The 16,860-nt window shown below is 74.0% G+C and carries 15 protein-coding genes; 13 read left to right on the forward strand and 2 right to left on the reverse strand.

Features of this window, described 5'->3' with window-relative positions; translation table 11 throughout:
• The first annotated feature begins 53 nt into the window (after window positions 1-53).
• The 4 genes from H7X46_RS06665 to H7X46_RS06680 all read left to right on the forward strand — a co-directional run bounded on the left by H7X46_RS06665 (window position 54) and on the right by H7X46_RS06680 (window position 5,662).
• Window positions 54-3,431, forward strand: a complete 3,378-nt coding sequence (locus H7X46_RS06665; protein ID WP_186358566.1) for a pyruvate carboxylase — start codon at window positions 54-56, stop codon at window positions 3,429-3,431.
• Window positions 3,432-3,555: 124 nt separating this feature from the next.
• Complete coding sequence (rsmD, locus tag H7X46_RS06670) at window positions 3,556-4,110, forward strand: 16S rRNA (guanine(966)-N(2))-methyltransferase RsmD (protein ID WP_186358567.1); 555 nt, start codon at window positions 3,556-3,558, stop codon at window positions 4,108-4,110.
• Window positions 4,111-4,338: 228 nt separating this feature from the next.
• The gene (coaD, locus tag H7X46_RS06675; RefSeq protein ID WP_370589054.1) at window positions 4,339-4,827 is read left to right on the forward strand and encodes a pantetheine-phosphate adenylyltransferase; all 489 of its coding nucleotides are present in this window, start codon (window positions 4,339-4,341) and stop codon (window positions 4,825-4,827) included.
• 82 nt (window positions 4,828-4,909) lie between these two features.
• Window positions 4,910-5,662 carry a DivIVA domain-containing protein gene (locus H7X46_RS06680; RefSeq protein WP_186358569.1) on the forward strand — a complete coding sequence of 251 codons (753 nt, stop codon included), beginning with the start codon at window positions 4,910-4,912 and terminating at the stop codon, window positions 5,660-5,662.
• 52 nt (window positions 5,663-5,714) lie between these two features.
• Here H7X46_RS06680 and H7X46_RS06685 read toward each other — a convergent pair whose 3' ends face one another.
• Window positions 5,715-6,218 (reverse strand): glyoxalase/bleomycin resistance/extradiol dioxygenase family protein, encoded by a 504-nt coding sequence (locus H7X46_RS06685; protein WP_186358570.1) that lies wholly within the window; start codon window positions 6,216-6,218, stop codon window positions 5,715-5,717.
• A 74-nt stretch (window positions 6,219-6,292) separates the two neighbouring features.
• On the opposite strand from H7X46_RS06685, the gene H7X46_RS30530 reads away from it, so the two are divergent.
• From H7X46_RS30530 to mutM, 6 genes are all read left to right on the forward strand, one after another.
• Window positions 6,293-7,075: a helix-turn-helix domain-containing protein gene (locus tag H7X46_RS30530; protein ID WP_222131215.1), complete on the forward strand. Its 783-nt coding sequence runs from the start codon at window positions 6,293-6,295 to the stop codon at window positions 7,073-7,075.
• Between the two features lie 87 nt (window positions 7,076-7,162).
• The gene (locus H7X46_RS06695) at window positions 7,163-8,200 is read left to right on the forward strand and encodes a MinD/ParA family protein (protein WP_222131216.1); all 1,038 of its coding nucleotides are present in this window, start codon (window positions 7,163-7,165) and stop codon (window positions 8,198-8,200) included.
• A gap of 27 nt (window positions 8,201-8,227) precedes the next feature.
• Window positions 8,228-8,803 carry a DUF177 domain-containing protein gene (locus H7X46_RS06700; protein WP_186358571.1) on the forward strand — a complete coding sequence of 192 codons (576 nt, stop codon included), beginning with the start codon at window positions 8,228-8,230 and terminating at the stop codon, window positions 8,801-8,803.
• A gap of 71 nt (window positions 8,804-8,874) precedes the next feature.
• The gene (gene rpmF, locus H7X46_RS06705) at window positions 8,875-9,057 is read left to right on the forward strand and encodes a 50S ribosomal protein L32 (RefSeq protein WP_186358572.1); all 183 of its coding nucleotides are present in this window, start codon (window positions 8,875-8,877) and stop codon (window positions 9,055-9,057) included.
• Between the two features lie 7 nt (window positions 9,058-9,064).
• Window positions 9,065-9,817, forward strand: coding sequence for a ribonuclease III (gene rnc / locus H7X46_RS06710; RefSeq protein WP_186358573.1), 753 nt, complete (start codon window positions 9,065-9,067; stop codon window positions 9,815-9,817).
• 9 nt (window positions 9,818-9,826) lie between these two features.
• Window positions 9,827-10,717, forward strand: a complete 891-nt coding sequence (gene mutM, locus H7X46_RS06715) for a bifunctional DNA-formamidopyrimidine glycosylase/DNA-(apurinic or apyrimidinic site) lyase (protein WP_186358574.1) — start codon at window positions 9,827-9,829, stop codon at window positions 10,715-10,717.
• On the opposite strand, the gene H7X46_RS06720 is transcribed toward mutM, so the two are convergent.
• On the reverse strand, window positions 10,695-11,747 hold the full coding sequence (locus tag H7X46_RS06720; protein ID WP_186358575.1) for a magnesium and cobalt transport protein CorA: 1,053 nt from the start codon (window positions 11,745-11,747) through the stop codon (window positions 10,695-10,697). The genes mutM and H7X46_RS06720 overlap by 23 nt on opposite strands.
• A gap of 96 nt (window positions 11,748-11,843) precedes the next feature.
• Between H7X46_RS06720 and H7X46_RS06725 the strand changes: the two genes are divergently transcribed.
• The 3 genes from H7X46_RS06725 to smc all read left to right on the forward strand — a co-directional run bounded on the left by H7X46_RS06725 (window position 11,844) and on the right by smc (window position 16,327).
• Window positions 11,844-12,134: an acylphosphatase gene (locus H7X46_RS06725; protein ID WP_186358576.1), complete on the forward strand. Its 291-nt coding sequence runs from the start codon at window positions 11,844-11,846 to the stop codon at window positions 12,132-12,134.
• Window positions 12,135-12,209: 75 nt separating this feature from the next.
• Window positions 12,210-12,629, forward strand: a complete 420-nt coding sequence (locus H7X46_RS06730) for a VOC family protein (protein WP_186358577.1) — start codon at window positions 12,210-12,212, stop codon at window positions 12,627-12,629.
• An 80-nt stretch (window positions 12,630-12,709) separates the two neighbouring features.
• Window positions 12,710-16,327, forward strand: a complete 3,618-nt coding sequence (gene smc, locus H7X46_RS06735) for a chromosome segregation protein SMC (RefSeq protein ID WP_186358578.1) — start codon at window positions 12,710-12,712, stop codon at window positions 16,325-16,327.
• Window positions 16,328-16,860 lie beyond the last annotated feature (533 nt).

The raw sequence follows: 16,860 nt of genomic DNA on the forward strand, positions 1-16,860 counted from the left end.
CGGAAACCCCGCGGAACCGGGACTGGAGTCATCGAATCTGGACGAGGAGACAGATGTTCCGCAAGGTACTGGTGGCCAACCGGGGCGAGATCGCGATCCGGGCGTTCCGGGCGGCCTTCGAGCTGGGGATCTCCACCGTCGCGGTGTTTCCCTACGAGGACCGCAACTCGCTCCACCGGGCGAAGGCCGACGAGTCGTACCAGATCGGTGAGCCGGGGCATCCGGTGCGCGCCTACCTGTCGGTCGACGAGGTGATCAAGGCGGCGAAGAAGGCGGGGGCCGACGCCGTCTACCCGGGTTACGGGTTCATGTCGGAGAACCCGGACCTGGCGCGGGCGTGCCGCGAGGAGGGGATCACGTTCGTCGGGCCGCCGACCGAGGTGCTGCACCTGACCGGGAACAAGTTCCGCGCGGTCGCGGCCGCCCGGGAGGCCGGGGTGCCGGTGCTGGAGTCGTCGGACCCGTCGTCGGACGTCGACGAGCTGCTGGCCGCGGCCGAGCACATCCGGTTCCCGGTGTTCGTCAAGGCCGTGGCCGGCGGCGGCGGGCGCGGGATGCGCCGGGTCTCCGAGCCGGGCGCGCTGCGGGACGCGATCGAGGCCGCGATGCGCGAGGCCGAGTCGGCGTTCGGGGACCCGACGGTGTTCCTGGAGCAGGCCGTGGTGAACCCGCGGCACATCGAGGTGCAGATCCTCGCCGACGGCGAGGGCAACGTCGTGCACCTGTTCGAGCGGGACTGCTCGGTGCAGCGGCGGCACCAGAAGGTCGTCGAGATCGCGCCGGCACCCAACCTGGACCCGGAGATCCGGGACCGGATCTGCGCCGACGCCGTGGCCTTCGCCCGCACGATCGGCTACGTCAACGCGGGTACCGTCGAGTTCCTGCTCGACGAGCGCGGCCAGCACCACTTCATCGAGATGAACCCGCGGATCCAGGTCGAGCACACGGTGACCGAGCAGGTCACCGATCGGGACCTGGTGATCGCCCAGCTGCGGATCGCGTCCGGGATGACGCTGCCCGAGCTGCGGCTGACCCAGGACGACATCACGCTGACCGGGACCGCGATGCAGACCCGCATCACCACCGAGGACCCGGCCAACGAGTTCCGCCCGGACGTCGGGACGATCTCGGTGTACCGCTCGCCGGGCGGGCCCGGGGTACGCCTGGACGGCGGGACCGTGCACGTCGGCGCCGAGGTCAGCGCGCACTTCGACTCGATGCTGGTGAAGCTGACCTGCCACGGGCACGACTTCGCCAACGCCGCGCGCCGGGCCCGGCGGGCGATCGCGGAGTTCCGGATCCGTGGCGTCGCCACGAACCTGCCGTTCCTCGCCGCGGTGCTGGAGGACCCGGACTTCAAGGCCGGGAAGGTCACCACCGGGTTCATCGAGGAGCGCCCGCACCTGCTGCGGGCCCGGCCGTCGGCCGACCGCGGCTCCCGGATCCTGCAGTACCTGGGCGAGATCACGGTCAACCAGCCCAACGGCCCGCGGCCGGTGGTCGTCGAGCCCGCGGAGAAGCTGCCGGCCGTCGACCTGGAGGCGCCGGTGCCGGACGGGTCGGCGCAGCTGCTGCGCTCGCTCGGACCCGAGGGTTTCGCGCGGCGGCTGCGCGAGCAGACCCCGGTCGCGGTGACCGACACCACGTTCCGTGACGCGCACCAGTCGCTGCTGGCCACCCGGGTGCGGACCCGGGACATCGTCGCGGCGGCGCCGGTGGTGGCGCGCACGGTGCCGCAGCTGCTGTCGATGGAGTGCTGGGGCGGGGCGACCTACGACGTCGCGCTGCGGTTCCTGGCCGAGGACCCGTGGGAGCGGCTGGCCGCGATCAAGGACGCGGCGCCGAACATCTGCACGCAGATGCTGCTGCGCGGCCGCAACACGGTCGGTTACACGCCGTACCCGACCGAGGTGACCGACGCGTTCGTCGCCGAGGCCGCGCAGACCGGGATGGACATCTTCCGGATCTTCGACGCGCTCAACGACGTGTCCCAGATGCGCCCGGCGATCGACGCCGTGCGCGCGACCGGGACGGCGGTGGCCGAGGTCGCGCTGTGCTACACCGCCGACCTGTCCGACCCGGCCGAGGACATCTACACCCTGGACTACTACCTGCGGCTGGCCGAGCAGATCGTCGACGCCGGCGCGCACGTGCTGGCGATCAAGGACATGGCCGGGCTGCTGCGCCCGCCGGCCGCCCGCCGGCTGGTCACGGCGCTGCGGGAGCGGTTCGACCTGCCGGTGCACCTGCACACCCACGACACCGCGGGCGGGCAGCTCGCCACCCTGATGGCGGCGATCGACGCCGGGGTGGACGCCGTCGACGGCGCGGTCGCCTCGATGGCCGGCACCACCAGCCAGCCGTCGCTGTCGGCGCTGGTCGCAGCCACCGACCACACCGAGCGGGCGACCGGGCTGTCGCTGGCCGCGGTCGGGGACCTGGAGCCGTACTGGGAGGCGGTCCGCAAGGTCTACGCGCCGTTCGAGTCCGGGCTCGCGTCCCCGACCGGGCGGGTGTACCACCACGAGATCCCCGGCGGGCAGCTGTCGAACCTGCGCCAGCAGGCGATCGCGCTCGGGCTCGGTGACCGGTTCGAGCTGATCGAGGACTGCTACGCCGCCGCGGACCGGATGCTGGGCCGGCTGGTCAAGGTCACGCCGTCGTCGAAGGTCGTCGGGGACCTGGCCCTGCACCTGGTCGGGGCCGGGGTCGAGCCCGCCGACTTCGAGAAGGACCCGGCCGGCTTCGACATCCCGGACTCGGTGATCGGGTTCCTGCGCGGCGAGCTCGGCGCCCCGCCGGCCGGGTGGCCGGAGCCGTTCCGGACCCGGGCGCTGGAGGGCCGCAACCCGCGCGCCGAGCGGGCCGAGCTGTCCGCCGAGGACCGCGACGGCCTCGCCGACGACCGGCGCCGGACGCTGAACCGGCTGCTGTTCCCCGGGCCCACCGCCGAGTTCGACGCCCACCGCGAGCACTACGGCAACACCTCGGTGCTGTCGTCGAAGGACTTCTTCTACGGCCTCGAGGAGGACCTCGAGCACAACGTCGTGCTCGAGCCCGGGGTCACGCTGCTGATCGAGCTGGAGGCGATCTCCGAGCCCGACGAGCGCGGCTACCGCACCCTGCTCACCACCCTCAACGGGCAGCTCCGGCCCGTGTCGGTGCGCGACCAGTCGATTGCCACCGAGGTCAAGGCCGCGGAGAAGGCCGAACGCGGCAACGACGCCCACGTCGCCGCCCCGTTCGCCGGTGTGGTCACCCTGCAGGTCGCCGAGGGCGACACCGTCGAGGCCGGGCAGACCGTGGCCACCATCGAGGCCATGAAGATGGAGGCCTCGATCACCGCCCACCGGGCCGGCACCGTGAAGCGGCTCGCGATCGGCGACGTCCAGCAGGTGGAAGGTGGCGACCTGCTCGTCGAGCTCGACTGACGGCTACTGCCTCGTCCGCCTCGCCCGTCACCGACTCATGGACCTGAGGTCCCGTCCCACGGGACCACAGGTCCATGAGCCGGGGTCCGGACGACCCGATGGCCGCACGGGGGATCATGGGTCCGTGACGAGGGTGATCGCGGGCCGGGCCGGGGGCCGCCGGCTCACCGTGCCGGCATCGGGCACCCGGCCCACCTCGGACCGGGTCCGTGAGGCGCTGTTCTCCGCACTCGACCACGACCCCGGGCTCGACGGCCGCGCCGTGCTCGACGTCTGCGCCGGCTCCGGGGCGCTCGGCCTGGAGGCGCTGTCCCGGGGCGCCGCCGACGCCGTGTTCGTCGAGTCCGACCGGCGCGCGGCCGGGGTGCTGCGGCGCAACGTCGCCGAGGTCGGGCTCGGCGGCCGGGTGATCGCCGGGAAGGCGGGGACCGTCCTGGCCGGGCCGGCGCCGCGCGCGTTCGACGTCGTTCTCGTCGACCCGCCCTACGCCGTCACCGACGACGAGGTCGCCGGCTGGCTGACCGCCGCCGCCGGGAACGGGTGGCTCGCGTCCGGCGCGGAGGTCGTGGTGGAGCGGGCCCGGTCGTCGGGGGAGTTCGGCTGGCCCGGCGGCTTCGCGCCCGGCCGGTCCCGGCGCTACGGCGACACCGTCCTGCACCACGCCCGGTACGCCACCTGACCCGCCGTGCCGCTGCTCCCGCCGGCACCGGTAGAGCGGTACCTGGCCACCGATCCCGCGGCGCCGCACAGGTTCGCTGCACGCCGCACAAGACCGAACCTGTGCGGCGCCAGCCGAACCTGTGCGGCGGCCCGCGAGGAGCCCGCCGGAACCGGTGCGGGGTGCGGCAGGGGAGCGAGCGCCTCGGTCGGATGATCACCGGCTGGTAGGTTCCGCCGCATGTCCGACGTGCGTCGCGCGGTGTGCCCCGGTTCCTACGACCCGCCGACGGTCGGCCACCTCGACGTCATCGTGCGCACGGCCGCGCTGTTCGACGAGGTCTTCGTCGCGATCCTGGTGAACCCGCGCAAGCAGGGCCTGTTCGCGATCGAGGAGCGGGTCGAGATGCTGAAGGAGATCACCGCCGACCTGCCGGGCGTGCAGGTCGAGTCGTTCTCCGGGCTCGTCGTCGACTACTGCCGCGACCGGGGGGCCCAGGCGCTGGTCAAGGGCCTGCGCGGGGCCACGGACTACGACTACGAGCTCCCGATGGCGCACATGAACCGGCACCTCACCGGTGTTGAGACGCTGTTCCTGCCGGGCGCGCCCGGCCAGGTGTACGTGTCCAGCTCGCTGGTCAAGGAGGTCGCCCGCGGGGGCGGGGACGTGACCCCGTTCCTGCCGGCCAGCGTCCACGCGCGGCTGGTCGAGCGGCTGCGGCTGAACCCACCCGTGTGAGGGTCACCCGCTCGGAACTTGACACGCGGGCGCGGCGGGTAATAACGCCCCCCGGCGGGGTCCGGGTGCGATGATCCCCGGCGTGTACCGGGTCTTCGAGTCACTGGACGCGCTGGTGACGATCGTCGAGGAGGCGCGCAGCGTCCCGATGACGTCCAACTGCGTCGTCCCGCGCGGCGACGTGCTGGAGCTCCTCGACGACGTCCGCGAGGCGATCCCCGGGGAGATGGACGACGCCCAGGACGTCCTCGACCGCCGCGACGAGGTCGTCTCCGAGGCCGAGCGGGAGGCCGAGGAGACCCGGACCGCCGCGAACTCCGAGGCCGAGGAGACGCTGCAGAACGCCCGCACCGAGGCCGAGCGGCTCGTCGCCGAGGCCCAGGAGGAGGCGTCCCGCACGCTCGCCGAGGCCCGGCACGAGGCCGAGCGCGCCGTCGCCGACGGCCGCCGCCAGTACGCCGAGCTCACCGACCGGGCCCGGGACGAGGCCGAGCGCATGACCCACGCCGGGCGGGCCGCGCACGACCGCCTCATCGCCGACGGCCAGAACGAGCAGGCCCGGCTCGTCGCCGAGACCGACGTCGTCCGGGCCTCGCACGCCGAGGCCGGCCGCATCGTCGACGCCGCACACACCGAGGCCGAGCGGCTGCGGCGGGAGTGCGACGAGTACGTCGACACCACACTCGGCGAGCTCGAGGCCACGCTCAACAACGCCCTCGGCGTCGTCGGGCGGGGCCGCAGCCAGCTCTGGCGCGGCCAGTACGGCGGCGGCTACGAGACCGGTGGCTACCCGGCCGGCGGGCGCTCCGGCACCGGGATGGACCTGATCGACTAGAGCCTCGTCAAGCCGCCGAGTTCGTGCCGGACGTTGCTTGACGGGGCACCAGCTACTGGCCCTGCGCCGCCGCCCAGTCGGCGACCCGGCGCTCGCTCTCCTCCGGTGAGAGGTCCTCGACCCGCGTCATGACCGCCCAGCGGATGCCGTACGGGTCGACGACCGAGGCGAACCGGTCCCCGGACACGAACGTCGTGGGCCGTTCGCGGATCGTCGACCCGGCCTCGGCCAGCACGGCGACGGCGGCGTCGACGTCGGGCACGTAGACCGCCAGCGACATGCTCACCGGGTGATCGCCCGGCTCGGCCGCGGCCAGCCCGAAATCGGGCATCGGGTCGCTGACGGTGAACCGGCCCGGCGGCAGCTCCAGCTCGGCGTGCGCGACCAGCCCGCCCATCTCGGTGACCGAGACGGTCCGGGCGCCCAGCGCCGCGGAGTAGAGTGCGATCGCCTCGCGGGCCGGCGAGGCGACCAGGTGCGGGGTCAGCGACGTGCTGACGTGCGGGCGGCCGTCGGTGGTGTGCGCGCCGGTGAGTGCGGTGATGGTGTCGGTCATGGGACCAGCCTCGCGACCGGCACCGCGGAACTCTTGAACATTCCCGACAGCTCGGCGGGCAGGGGAGGACCGGGGTGGTCGAGTCACGCGGGCACCTGAACCCGGGCGCGCCGGAGGTGTCGCTGTCCCGGTTCCCGATGGGGCTCGACGACCTCGTCCGCTGGGTGTGGGTCGCGCGCTGGGACGTGCCGCCCGGCCGGACGGTCACCCAGCGGGTCCTGCAGTACCCGACGTTCAACCTGGTCACGGGCCCGGACGGGGCGAACCTGTACGGGCCGCGGACGGTCGTCGGGACCCGCGACCTGACCGGGCGGTCCTGGGTGGCCGGGGTGCTGCTGCGCCCGGCCGCGACCCCGCTGCTCACCACGACCCCGCCGGTTGCGCTGCACGCCGGCGAGGAACCGTTCCCGGGCGCCCCGGTGGCCGCGGTGACGGCCGCCGTGCACGACTCCGCCGACCCGGACCGCGCGGTCGCGGCCGTGCTGCGGGACTGGCTGCGCCCGTACGCGGAGCGGGTCACCGACGCCGGCCTGCTGGTCAACCGGGTGTGCGCGCTCGCCGAGGAGCGTGACGACGTCCTCCGCGCCGACCAGCTCGCCGAGGAGGCCGGGGTGACACCCCGGACGCTGGAGCGCATGGTCCGCGCCCACGTCGGCGTCACCCCGCTGTGGCTGATCGAGTGCCGCCGCCTGCAGCACGCCGCCACCGTGCTGCGCGAGGACCCGGGCACCGACCTCGCGGCCCTGGCCGCCGGGCTCGGCTATGCCGACCAGGCGCATTTCACCCGCCGCTACCGCGCCGTCGTCGGCGAGACGCCCGGCGCGACCCGGCGGGCGGCCCGCGCGGACACCGGCTGAGCGCGGGTCTTCCGGCGGCCCCGGCCGCTGTGGTCCGATACGTCCGTGACCTGCCGCGGCGCGTGACCGCCGTACTACCCTCCGCTCATGGCGCGCCGGACCGAGCCCGACCCGACCACCTGGTGGGAGCGCTACGGGCACCGGCTGGAAGGACCGCCCGTGACGACCCGACCGGCCGACCAGCCGGAGCAGCCACCGCCCCCGGCGGCTCCGGACCTCCGCGAGGACGAGGTGCTCCGTCCCCGGGCCGACCGGCCCCGTTCCGGCTGGCGGCGCCTGCTGCACGACCTCACCGGCGGCCGCGTCAACCCCGGGCCCAGCGACGCCGACGAGCGGCGCGCGGAGCTGCTGGAACGGGTGCGCACCCCGCTGCACGGGGCGCACCGGGTCGCGGTGATGTCGGTGAAGGGCGGGGTCGGGAAGACGACGGTGGCCGCCGGCCTGGGCATGACGCTGTCCGAGCACCGCGGTGACCGGGCCGTCGTGCTCGACGCCAACCCGGACGCCGGCACGCTCGCCGACCGGCTCACCGGCGACGCCCGGGTCACCGTCCGCGAGCTGCTCGACGACCTGGAGCAGGTCGCCACCTGGACCGACGTCTCCCGGTACACCAGCCTCGCCGGGCGCCTACAGGTGCTCGCTTCCGAGCAGGACCCGGCCTCGGGCGACGCGTTCCGCCGCGATGAGTACGAGCGCGTCTGCGACCTGCTCGGCCGGTACTTCAACATCATCGTCACCGACTCCGGCACCGGCCTGGTGCACTCGGCGATGGAGGGCACCCTGGCCAGGGCCGACTCGGTCGTCGTGGTGGGCGCCCCGACCGTCGACGGCGCCGGGCGGGCCAGCAAGACCCTGGACTGGCTGGTCGCCCACGGGCACGCCGGACTGGCGCGGGACGCGGTCGTCGTCCTGTCCTGCGACCGGCACAGCCGCGAGATCGACGCCGGCCGGATCCTCGAGCACTTCCGCACCCGGGTCCGGGGCGTCGTCGAGATCCCGCACGACCCGCACCTGGCCACCGGCGGCCGGATCGACCCGGCCCGGCTGCAGCCGGCCACGACCGACGCGTTCCTCGAACTGGCCGCCCTGGTGGCGGACGCGTTCGACGTGCGCCGCGGTGGCTGAGCCGGGAGGCGTACCCTGGTCCCGGTCATGAGCACGCAACGCACGTCCGCCCGGCCCGACGAGAACCCGTGGATCTTCAGCACCCGTGAGCTGGGCCGCCGGCCGGGCGCCCAGCGCACCGTCGCCCGGACCGTGCCCGCCCCCGAGGGGGACGAGGTGATCGGGCTGAGCGGCGTGATCGCCGTCCCCGGTGGTTCGGACATCGACCTCGACCTGTCCCTGGAGTCGGTCACCGAGGGCGTCTACGTCTCGGGGACCGCGGCCGCGCGGCTCGAGGGCGAGTGCTCCCGCTGCCTCGACCCGATCACCGACGACATCGAGATCCGGGTCGGGGAGCTGTTCGCCTACCCGGACTCGGTGACCGAGGAGACCACCGACGCCGACGAGATCCCGCGGCTGGTCGACGAGCGGTTCGACCTCACCCAGACCGTGCGGGACGCCGTCGTCACCGATCTCCCGATGGCGCCGCTGTGCACGCCGGACTGCCCCGGCCTGTGCAGCGGGTGCGGCGAGAGGTGGGCCGATCTCCCGTCCGATCACGGGCATGAGACACTGGATCCTCGTTGGGCGGCGCTCAAGGAGCGCCTGCCCTCCACCGACTGAGCGCCCGGTTCCCTGGCGGGGCCCGCTTCCGGTGGACAGACCTGATCGTTCGAAGTACGAGGAGTGTCATCATGGCCGTTCCCAAGCGCCGGATGTCGCGGTCCAACACGCGTGCGCGCCGGTCGCAGTGGAAGGCCACTGCGCCGAACCTGGTCGCCTGCTCGAACCGCGCCTGCCGCGAGCCGAAGCTGCAGCACGTCGCCTGCCCGACCTGCGGGCAGTACGACGGCCGGCAGGTCACCAGCCCGGCCTGATCCCGACGTGGGCGAGAAGAGCGTGACCGGTCCGGTGACGGACCGGTCTCCTCTGCTGTCCGCACTCGGTGTGGAGCTGGACGACGACCTCCTGACCCTGGCGCTGACCCACCGCTCGTACGCGTACGAGAACGGTGGGCTGCCCACCAACGAGCGCCTGGAGTTCCTCGGCGACTCGGTGCTCTCGATCGTCGTCACCGAGCGGCTGTACCGGGACCACCCGGACCTCCCCGAGGGCCAGCTCGCGAAGCTGCGCGCCAGCGTCGTCAACATGCACGCGCTGGCCGGGGTCGCGGCCGCGCTGCCGGCACCCGGCGGCGCCCCGGAGGGGCTCGGCGCCTACCTCTACCTGGGCCGCGGTGAGGAGCTGACCGGCGGTCGCACGAAGGCCAGCATCCTGGCCGACGCCACCGAGGCCCTCCTGGGCGCGGTGTACCTGCAGCACGGCCTGGAGCCGTCCCGGGAGCTGATCCACCGGCTGTTCGCGGACCTGCTGCGGTCCGCGCCGCTGCTCGGCGCCGGCCTGGACTGGAAGACCAGCCTGCAGGAGCTCACCGCCGCCGGCGGGCACGGCGTGCCCGAGTACCGGATCGACGAGGAGGGCCCGGACCACCTGAAGGTGTTCACCGCGACCGCCGTCGTCGGCGGCCGGGACCTCGGCAGCGGCGCCGGGCGCACCAAGAAGGAGGCCGAGCAGAAGGCCGCCGAGATCGCCTGGCGGGTCCTGTCGGCCGAGCAGAACACCGGCTCCTCCCTCTAGACGGTCCCGGTGCCCGAACTGCCCGAGGTGGAGGTCGTCCGCCGCGGCCTCGCCGACCACGTCGTCGACCGGCGGGTCGCCGCCGTGGAGGTGCGCCACCCGCGCGCGATCCGCCGGCACGTCACCGGCCCGGACGACTTCGCCGCCCGCCTGACCGGCCGGGTCCTGCGCGCCGTGTCCCGGCGCGGCAAGTACCTGTGGCTGGAGCTCGACGCGGCCGAGGCCGGCGATGACGCCCTGCTCGCGCACCTCGGCATGTCCGGCCAGATGCTCGTCGAGGACCCGGCACAGCCGGACGAGAAGCACCTGCGGGTACGGATCCGGTTCGACGACGACGGCCCCGAGCTGCGGTTCGTCGACCAGCGCACGTTCGGCGGGCTGTCGGTCCACCCGCTGGCCCCGGCCGCGGGCGGCGGGCTGGTGCCCGAACCGGTCGCCCACATCGCCCGCGACCCGATGGACCCGGAGTTCTCCGCGGCCGGCACGGTCGCGGCGCTGCGCCGCCGCCGGACCGAGCTCAAGCGGGCGCTGCTGGACCAGACGGTCGTCTCCGGGATCGGCAACATCTACGCCGACGAGGCCCTCTGGCGGGCCCGGCTGCACGGTGCCCGCCCGACCGCGACGCTCACCCGCGCGCAGGGGCACGCCGTCCTCGACGCGGCCACCACCGTCATGACCGAGGCGCTCGCCCAGGGCGGGACGTCGTTCGACGCCCTCTACGTCAACGTCAACGGGGCGTCGGGGTACTTCGACCGGTCGCTGGCCGTGTACGGGCGCGCGGACCGGGCCTGCGGCCGCTGCGGCACCCCGATCCGGCGGGACCGGTTCATGAACCGGTCGTCGTTCACCTGCCCGCGCTGCCAGCCGGCGCCCCGGCTCACAACCAGTCGTTCATCTTGAACGCCACGTAGAGCACGCCGGCCGCGAGGAGCATCAGCCCGACCGCCATCGGATACCCGACCGTCCAGTGCAGCTCGGGCATGTGGTCGAAGTTCATGCCGTAGACGGCGGCGATCAGGCTGGGCGCGAAGATGATCGCCGCCCAGGACGACACCCGCTTCATCTGCTCGTTCTGCTGGTAGCCCGCCTCGGTCAGCCGGGTCATCTCGTCGTTCTGCCGCTGCGCGACCAGGGTCGAGTTGACGGTGAGGATGTTGCCGAGCAGGTCGCGGAAGCCCTCGACGCGTTCCTGGACCCGGGTGGCGTGGTCGATGACGTCGCGCATCGCCCGGCGCAGCTCCAGGTCCGGGCTCTCCCCGGTCTTGGCGAACCGGTTGCGCAGCTCGACGAAGATCTCCTGGAGCGGTTCCACCGCCCGCTGGAACGCGATCACCTCGCGGATCAGCTGGTAGATCCGCCGGGACACGGTCGGGTCGCCGTGGAAGACCTGCTCCTCGATCTCGTCGATGTCGTCCTGCAGGCCGTCCAGGACCGGGAAGTAGTCGTCCACGACCCGGTCGAGGACCGCGTACAGCACCGCCATCGGCCCGTGCGCCAGCAGCTCCGGGTCGTTCTCGAGGCGCCCGCGGACCTCGTGCAGGTCCGGTTCGACGGCGTGCCGCACGGTGATCACGAAGTCCGGGCCGAGGAACAGGTGGACCTCGCCGAGCTCGACGACCTCATCGCGGTCGACGTAGCGGGCCGGCCGGAGGACGACGAACTCGGTGTCGCCGTAGCGCTCCAACTTCGGCCGCTGGTGGGCGTTGACGGTGTCCTCGACGGCGAGCGAGTGCAGGTCGAACTCCTTGGCGAGCTCGTGGATCTCGCTGACGTCGGGCCGCAGCGTCCCGATCCAGCAGAAGCTGCCCGGCGCGGTCGTGCCGGTGCCGTTGCCGCGGCAGCGGTGCAGCTCCGCGAGCGCCCCGCCGACGGAGTCGGGGGCAGCGGCGCGGCGGCCGTCGACGTACACCGCATTGTCGATCACCGACATGCCCGTGCCTCCCGGTCCGCGGCCGTCCACCCGGTCGTCCGCAGCGTAACCGCCCGGACGGCGGGCGACCGGCACGGCCGGTAACGTGCCCGGACTGTGAACGGCAGCACCGATTCGACCGTCCGGCTGACCGCCTGGGTGCAGGGGCGGGTGCAGGGAGTCGGTTTCCGCTGGTGGACGCGGGCGCGCGCGCTGGAGCTCGGGCTCGTCGGGCAGGCCCGCAACCTGCCCGACGGCCGGGTCGCGGTGACCGCGGAGGGTGACCGCGGCGCCTGCGAACGCCTCCTCGGGCTGTTGAAGGGCGGAGCCACTCCGGGGAACGTGACCACGGTCACGGAGAGCTGGAGCGAGGCGACGGGGACGTTCTCCGGCTTCGCCGAGGCGTGACACGGACGGGTGGACCGGCGAGTTCTTGTCGGTGCCGGGGTCTACAACGGTGCCCACCACTCGCAAGGAGGTCCCATGACCGTCCAGATGAACCCCTACCTGACCTTCGACAACAACGCGCGCCCTGCGATGGAGTTCTACCGCTCCGTGCTCGGCGGCGAGCTGACCATCATGACGTTCGGCGACATGGGGGCCGAGGGCCCGGTCCCGCCGCCGGACGGCGTGATGCACGCCAACCTGGAGACCCCCGACGGGTTCGTCCTCATGGCGTCCGACGGCGACTCGGAGCGTCCCGTCGGATCCGCCGCCGCGGGGGTGTCGATCAGCCTGTCCGGTGACGACCTCGGCAAGCTCGAGGGCTGGTTCCACGCACTCGCCGACGGCGGCACGATCGACGTGCCGTTCGAGAAGCAGATGTGGGGCGACATCTTCGGCCAGGTCACCGACCGGTTCGGCGTGCGCTGGCTGGTGGACTCGGCGGCGCCCGCGGCCTGAGACGGTGGGGCGGGTCGTCCCGGGAGGCGGCGGCCCGCCCCGATATCCTGGCGGGCCCCGGCCTGCTGGAGTACCTGCCCGTGCACCTCAAGACGCTGACGATGAAGGGCTTCAAGTCCTTCGCCTCGGCCACCACGCTCCGCCTGGAGCCGGGCATCACCTGCGTGGTCGGGCCGAACGGGTCCGGCAAGTCCAACGTCGTCGACGCGATCAGCTGGGTGCTCGGGGAGCAGGGCGCCAAGGCGCTGCGCGGCGGCAAGATGGAGGACGTGATCTTCGCCGGCACGTCCGGCCGGGCGCCGCTGGGCCGCGCCGAGGTCACGCTCACGATCGACAACTCCGACGGGGCACTGCCGATCGACTACTCCGAGGTCTCGGTGACCCGGCGGATGTTCCGGGACGGCGCCGGCGAGTACGAGATCAACGGTTCGCGGGCCCGGCTGCTCGACGTCCAGGAGCTGCTCTCCGACTCCGGCATCGGCCGGGAGATGCACGTGATCGTCGGGCAGGGGCAGCTGGACTCGGTCCTGCAGTCCAAGCCGGAGGACCGCCGCTCCTACATCGAGGAGGCCGCGGGCGTCCTCAAGCACCGCAAGCGCAAGGAGAAGGCGCTGCGGAAGCTCGACGCGATGCAGGCCAACCTGACCCGCCTGACCGACCTCACCGCCGAGCTGCGCCGCCAGCTCAAGCCGCTGGGCCGGCAGGCCGAGATCGCCCGCAAGGCCCAGGCGGTGCAGACCGAGCTCCGGGACGCCAGGCTCCGGATCGCCGCCGACGACCTCGTCACGCTGCAGGACGAGATCAGCCGCGAGGAGGCGTCCCAGGAGCAGGCCCGGCGCCGGCGCGCCGAGGTCGAGGAGCAGCTGGAGGTGGCGCGGGAGCGCCAGCAGGAGCTGGAGACCGCGCTCGCCGCGGACGCGCCGCGCCTGCAGGCCGCCCAGGACACCTGGTACCAGCTGTCCGCGCTGGCCGAGCGGCTGCGCGGCACCGTCCGGCTGGCCGAGGAGCGGGTCCGGCACCTGACGTCGTCGGAGGCCGCCGAGCGGACCCCCGGCCGGGACCCGGACGAGACCGAGGCCGAGGCGGACGCGATCGCCGAGCAGGAGGAGGAGCTCGTCGCCGCGGTCGCGGAGGCCCGCCGCAGGCTCGACGAGGTCGTCCAGGAGAAGGCCGAGCGGGAACGCACCCTGGCCGCCGCCGAGCGCGAGCACCTCGCCGCCGTGCGGGCGATCGCCGACCGGAAGGCGGGCATCGCCACCCTCGCCGGCAAGGCCGACGCGCTCCGCTCCGGGGTCGCCGCGACCGCCGAGGAGATCGAGCGGCTGTCCGAGGCGCTCGCGGAGGCGTCCGCGCGGACCGAGGAGGCCGAGGCGCAGCTGGAGGCCGCCCGGGACGGGCTCGGTCCGGAGTCGTCCGGCGAGGGCGAGGACGCGCTCGCCGAGCGGGTCGAGCAGGCCGAGGCCGCCCACCGGGCCGCGCAGGAGCGGGTCGCCGAGCTGGCCAGGGCCGAGCGGGACGCCGAGCAGCGCCGCGCGCACTGGCGGGCCCGGGTGGACGCCCTGCAGGTCGGCCTGGTCCGGCGGGACGGCACGGGGGCGCTGCTGGACACCGCCGACCCGGTGGCCGGCGTGCTGGGCGCGGTCGCCGAGCTCGTCGAGGTCGAGCCGTCCGGGCGGACCGCCGTCGCGGCCGCGCTCGGGGAGGTCGCCGAGGGGGTCGCGGTGACCTCGGTGCCGTCGGCGGCCGCCGCGCTGCAGGCCCTGCGGTCCGGTGACGCCGGCCGGGCCGCCCTGCTGGTCGCGTCCGGCCCGGACGGCGCGGAGGCGGAGGTGAGCGGACCGGCGGTCCCGCTCCCGGTACCGGACGGCGCGCCGCCCGCCGGGCGCTGGGCCGCGTCGCTGGTCACCGCCCCGGCCGGGCTCGCGGGCGCGCTGGGGGCGCTGCTGGGGGACGTCGTCGTCGTCGACGACCTCGACGCGGCGGCCGCCGCCCTGGACGCCCGGCCCGACCTCACCGCCGTCACCACCGAGGGGGACCTGCTCACCGCGCACACCGCACGCGGCGGCGCCGGGGCCGGCGAGGGGGCGTTGGAGCTGCAGGCCGCCGTCGACGACGCGGTCGCCGAGCGGGACGCCGTCGATGCCGAGCTGGAGTCGCTGCGCCCCACCTGCGAGGGCGCCCGCGCCGAGGAGGAGGCCCGGAACGCGGACCTGGTGGCCGCGCGGGCCGCCGCCGCCGAGGCCGACAAGCAGCGGGCGGCCGCGGCCGCCCAGCTGGGCCGCCTGGAGCAGGTCGTGACGTCCGCGCGTGCCGAGGCGCAGCGGTTGCGGGAGCGCCGCGACGCCGTCGAGACCCGCCGGTCCGAGTCGCTGATCGAGCTGGAGGCCGCCGAGCACCAGCTCTCGCTCGCCGAGGACGCCCCGGCCGAGGACGAGCCCGACACCGAGCTGCGCGACGAGGCCGCCGAGCGGGTCGAGGCGGTCCGCTCCGAAGAGGTCGAGTGCCGGCTGGCGCTGCGGACGGCCGAGGAGCGGGCCCGAGCGATCGCCGGCAAGGCCGAGTCGCTGCGGCGGCAGGCGCACTCCGAGCGGCAGGCCCGCGCCCGGGCCGCCGCAGCGGCCGCGGAGCGGGAGCGGGCCCTGGAGATCGCGCAGCTCGTCGTCGAGGCGGGCGGCACGGCGTCCGAGCGGATCGAGGTCTCCCTGGCCGCCGCGGCCGCCGAGCGCGACGAGGTCCAGGCCGCCCGGGCCGAGCGGGAACGCGCCCACCACGAGGCCCGCGACGCGACGACCTCGCTGACCGTGCAGCTCGAGAAGCTCACCGACGCCGTCCACCGCGACGAGATGGTGCGCCAGCAGACCCGGATGCGGCTCGAGCAGCTGACCGAGAAGATCCTCGCCGACCACGGCATCGGCGTCGACGACCTCGTCGCCGAGTACGGGCCGGACGTGCCCGTGCCGCCGTCGGAGTCCGAGATCGCCGAGTACGAGGCAGCGAAGGAACGCGGCGAGCAGGTGTCCGCCCCGCCCGCCGTCCCGTTCGACCGGGCCACCCAGCAGCGCCGGCTCAAGCGGGCCGAGAAGGACCTCTCGCTGCTCGGCAAGGTCAATCCTCTGGCGCTCGAGGAGTTCGCGGCGCTCGAGGAGCGCTACCGGTTCCTGTCCACCCAGCTGGAGGACCTCAAGAACACCCGGCGCGACCTGCTCACGGTGGTCCGCGAGGTCGACGACAAGATCCTCGAGGTCTTCACGACCGCCTACAACGACGTCGCCCGCGAGTTCGAGACCGTGTTCGCGACGCTGTTTCCCGGCGGCGACGGCCGGCTGGTCCTCACCGACCCCGACGACATGCTCACCACCGGGATCGAGGTGGAGGCCCGCCCGCCGGGCAAGAAGGTGAAGCGGCTCTCGCTGCTCTCCGGTGGTGAGCGGTCCCTGACCGCGATGGCGCTGCTGGTCGCGATCTTCCGCGCCCGGCCGTCGCCGTTCTACGTGCTCGACGAGATCGAGGCGGCCCTCGACGACGTCAACCTCCGCAGGCTCATCTCGCTGATGGAGGAGCTGCGCTCGACCAGCCAGCTGATCGTCATCACCCACCAGAAGCCGACCATGGAGGTCGCCGACGCCCTCTACGGCGTCTCCATGCGCGGGGACGGCATCACGCAGGTGATCTCGCAGCGGTTGCGGCCGGCGTCGTAGCGCTCGCCCGGTGTGCCTCGCCGGTGGGGTGCACGCCGACGGGGCCGCACGGAGTCGTCGTCCTTCGTGGGGCGGAATCGTACGTGTCGAGGTCGGCGGGCTCGGTGATCAGCGCGGAAACGTCCTTCGTGGGGCGGAATCGTGCGTCTCGGGGCTGGGTGGCGCGGTGATCAGCGCGAAGGTGCCCGTGGTGGGGCGGAATCGTGCGTGTCGGGGTCGGCGGGCTCGGTGATCAGCGCGGAAACGTCCTTCGTGGGGCGGAATCGTGCGTCTCGGGGCGGCGCGGCGCGGTGATCAGCGCGAAGATGCCCGTGGCGGGGCGGAATCGTGCGTGTCGGGGTCGGCGGGCTCGGTGATCAGCGCGGTTTCGTCCGTGGCGGGGCGGAAGGGTGCGTGTCGAGGCGGGGTGGCCTTGGTGATCAGCACGTTTCTGCCGGTCGCAGGGTGCGCTCGTGCGCGTCGACCGCGGGCCGGCCGGGTGAGCGGCACGGATTCGCCCGTCGTCGGGCGGAAGCGTGCGAGTCACCGTCGGC

It is taken from the genome of Pseudonocardia sp. C8 (assembly GCF_014267175.1).
Lineage (GTDB): Bacteria > Actinomycetota > Actinomycetes > Mycobacteriales > Pseudonocardiaceae > Pseudonocardia.

Excerpts from the sequence above, each read along its gene's own strand:
- rpmF (WP_186358572.1), top strand. The coding sequence starts at position 8,875 with ATGGCCGTTCCCAAGCGCCGGATGTCGCGGTCCAACACGCGTGCGCGC.
- H7X46_RS06700 (WP_186358571.1), top strand. The coding sequence starts at position 8,228 with ATGAGCACGCAACGCACGTCCGCCCGGCCCGACGAGAACCCGTGGATC.
- H7X46_RS06695 (WP_222131216.1), top strand. The coding sequence starts at position 7,163 with ATGGCGCGCCGGACCGAGCCCGACCCGACCACCTGGTGGGAGCGCTAC.
- H7X46_RS06720 (WP_186358575.1), bottom strand. The coding sequence starts at position 11,747 with ATGTCGGTGATCGACAATGCGGTGTACGTCGACGGCCGCCGCGCCGCT.
- H7X46_RS06730 (WP_186358577.1), top strand. The coding sequence starts at position 12,210 with ATGACCGTCCAGATGAACCCCTACCTGACCTTCGACAACAACGCGCGC.
- H7X46_RS06685 (WP_186358570.1), bottom strand. The coding sequence starts at position 6,218 with ATGACCGACACCATCACCGCACTCACCGGCGCGCACACCACCGACGGC.
- H7X46_RS06665 (WP_186358566.1), top strand. The coding sequence starts at position 54 with ATGTTCCGCAAGGTACTGGTGGCCAACCGGGGCGAGATCGCGATCCGG.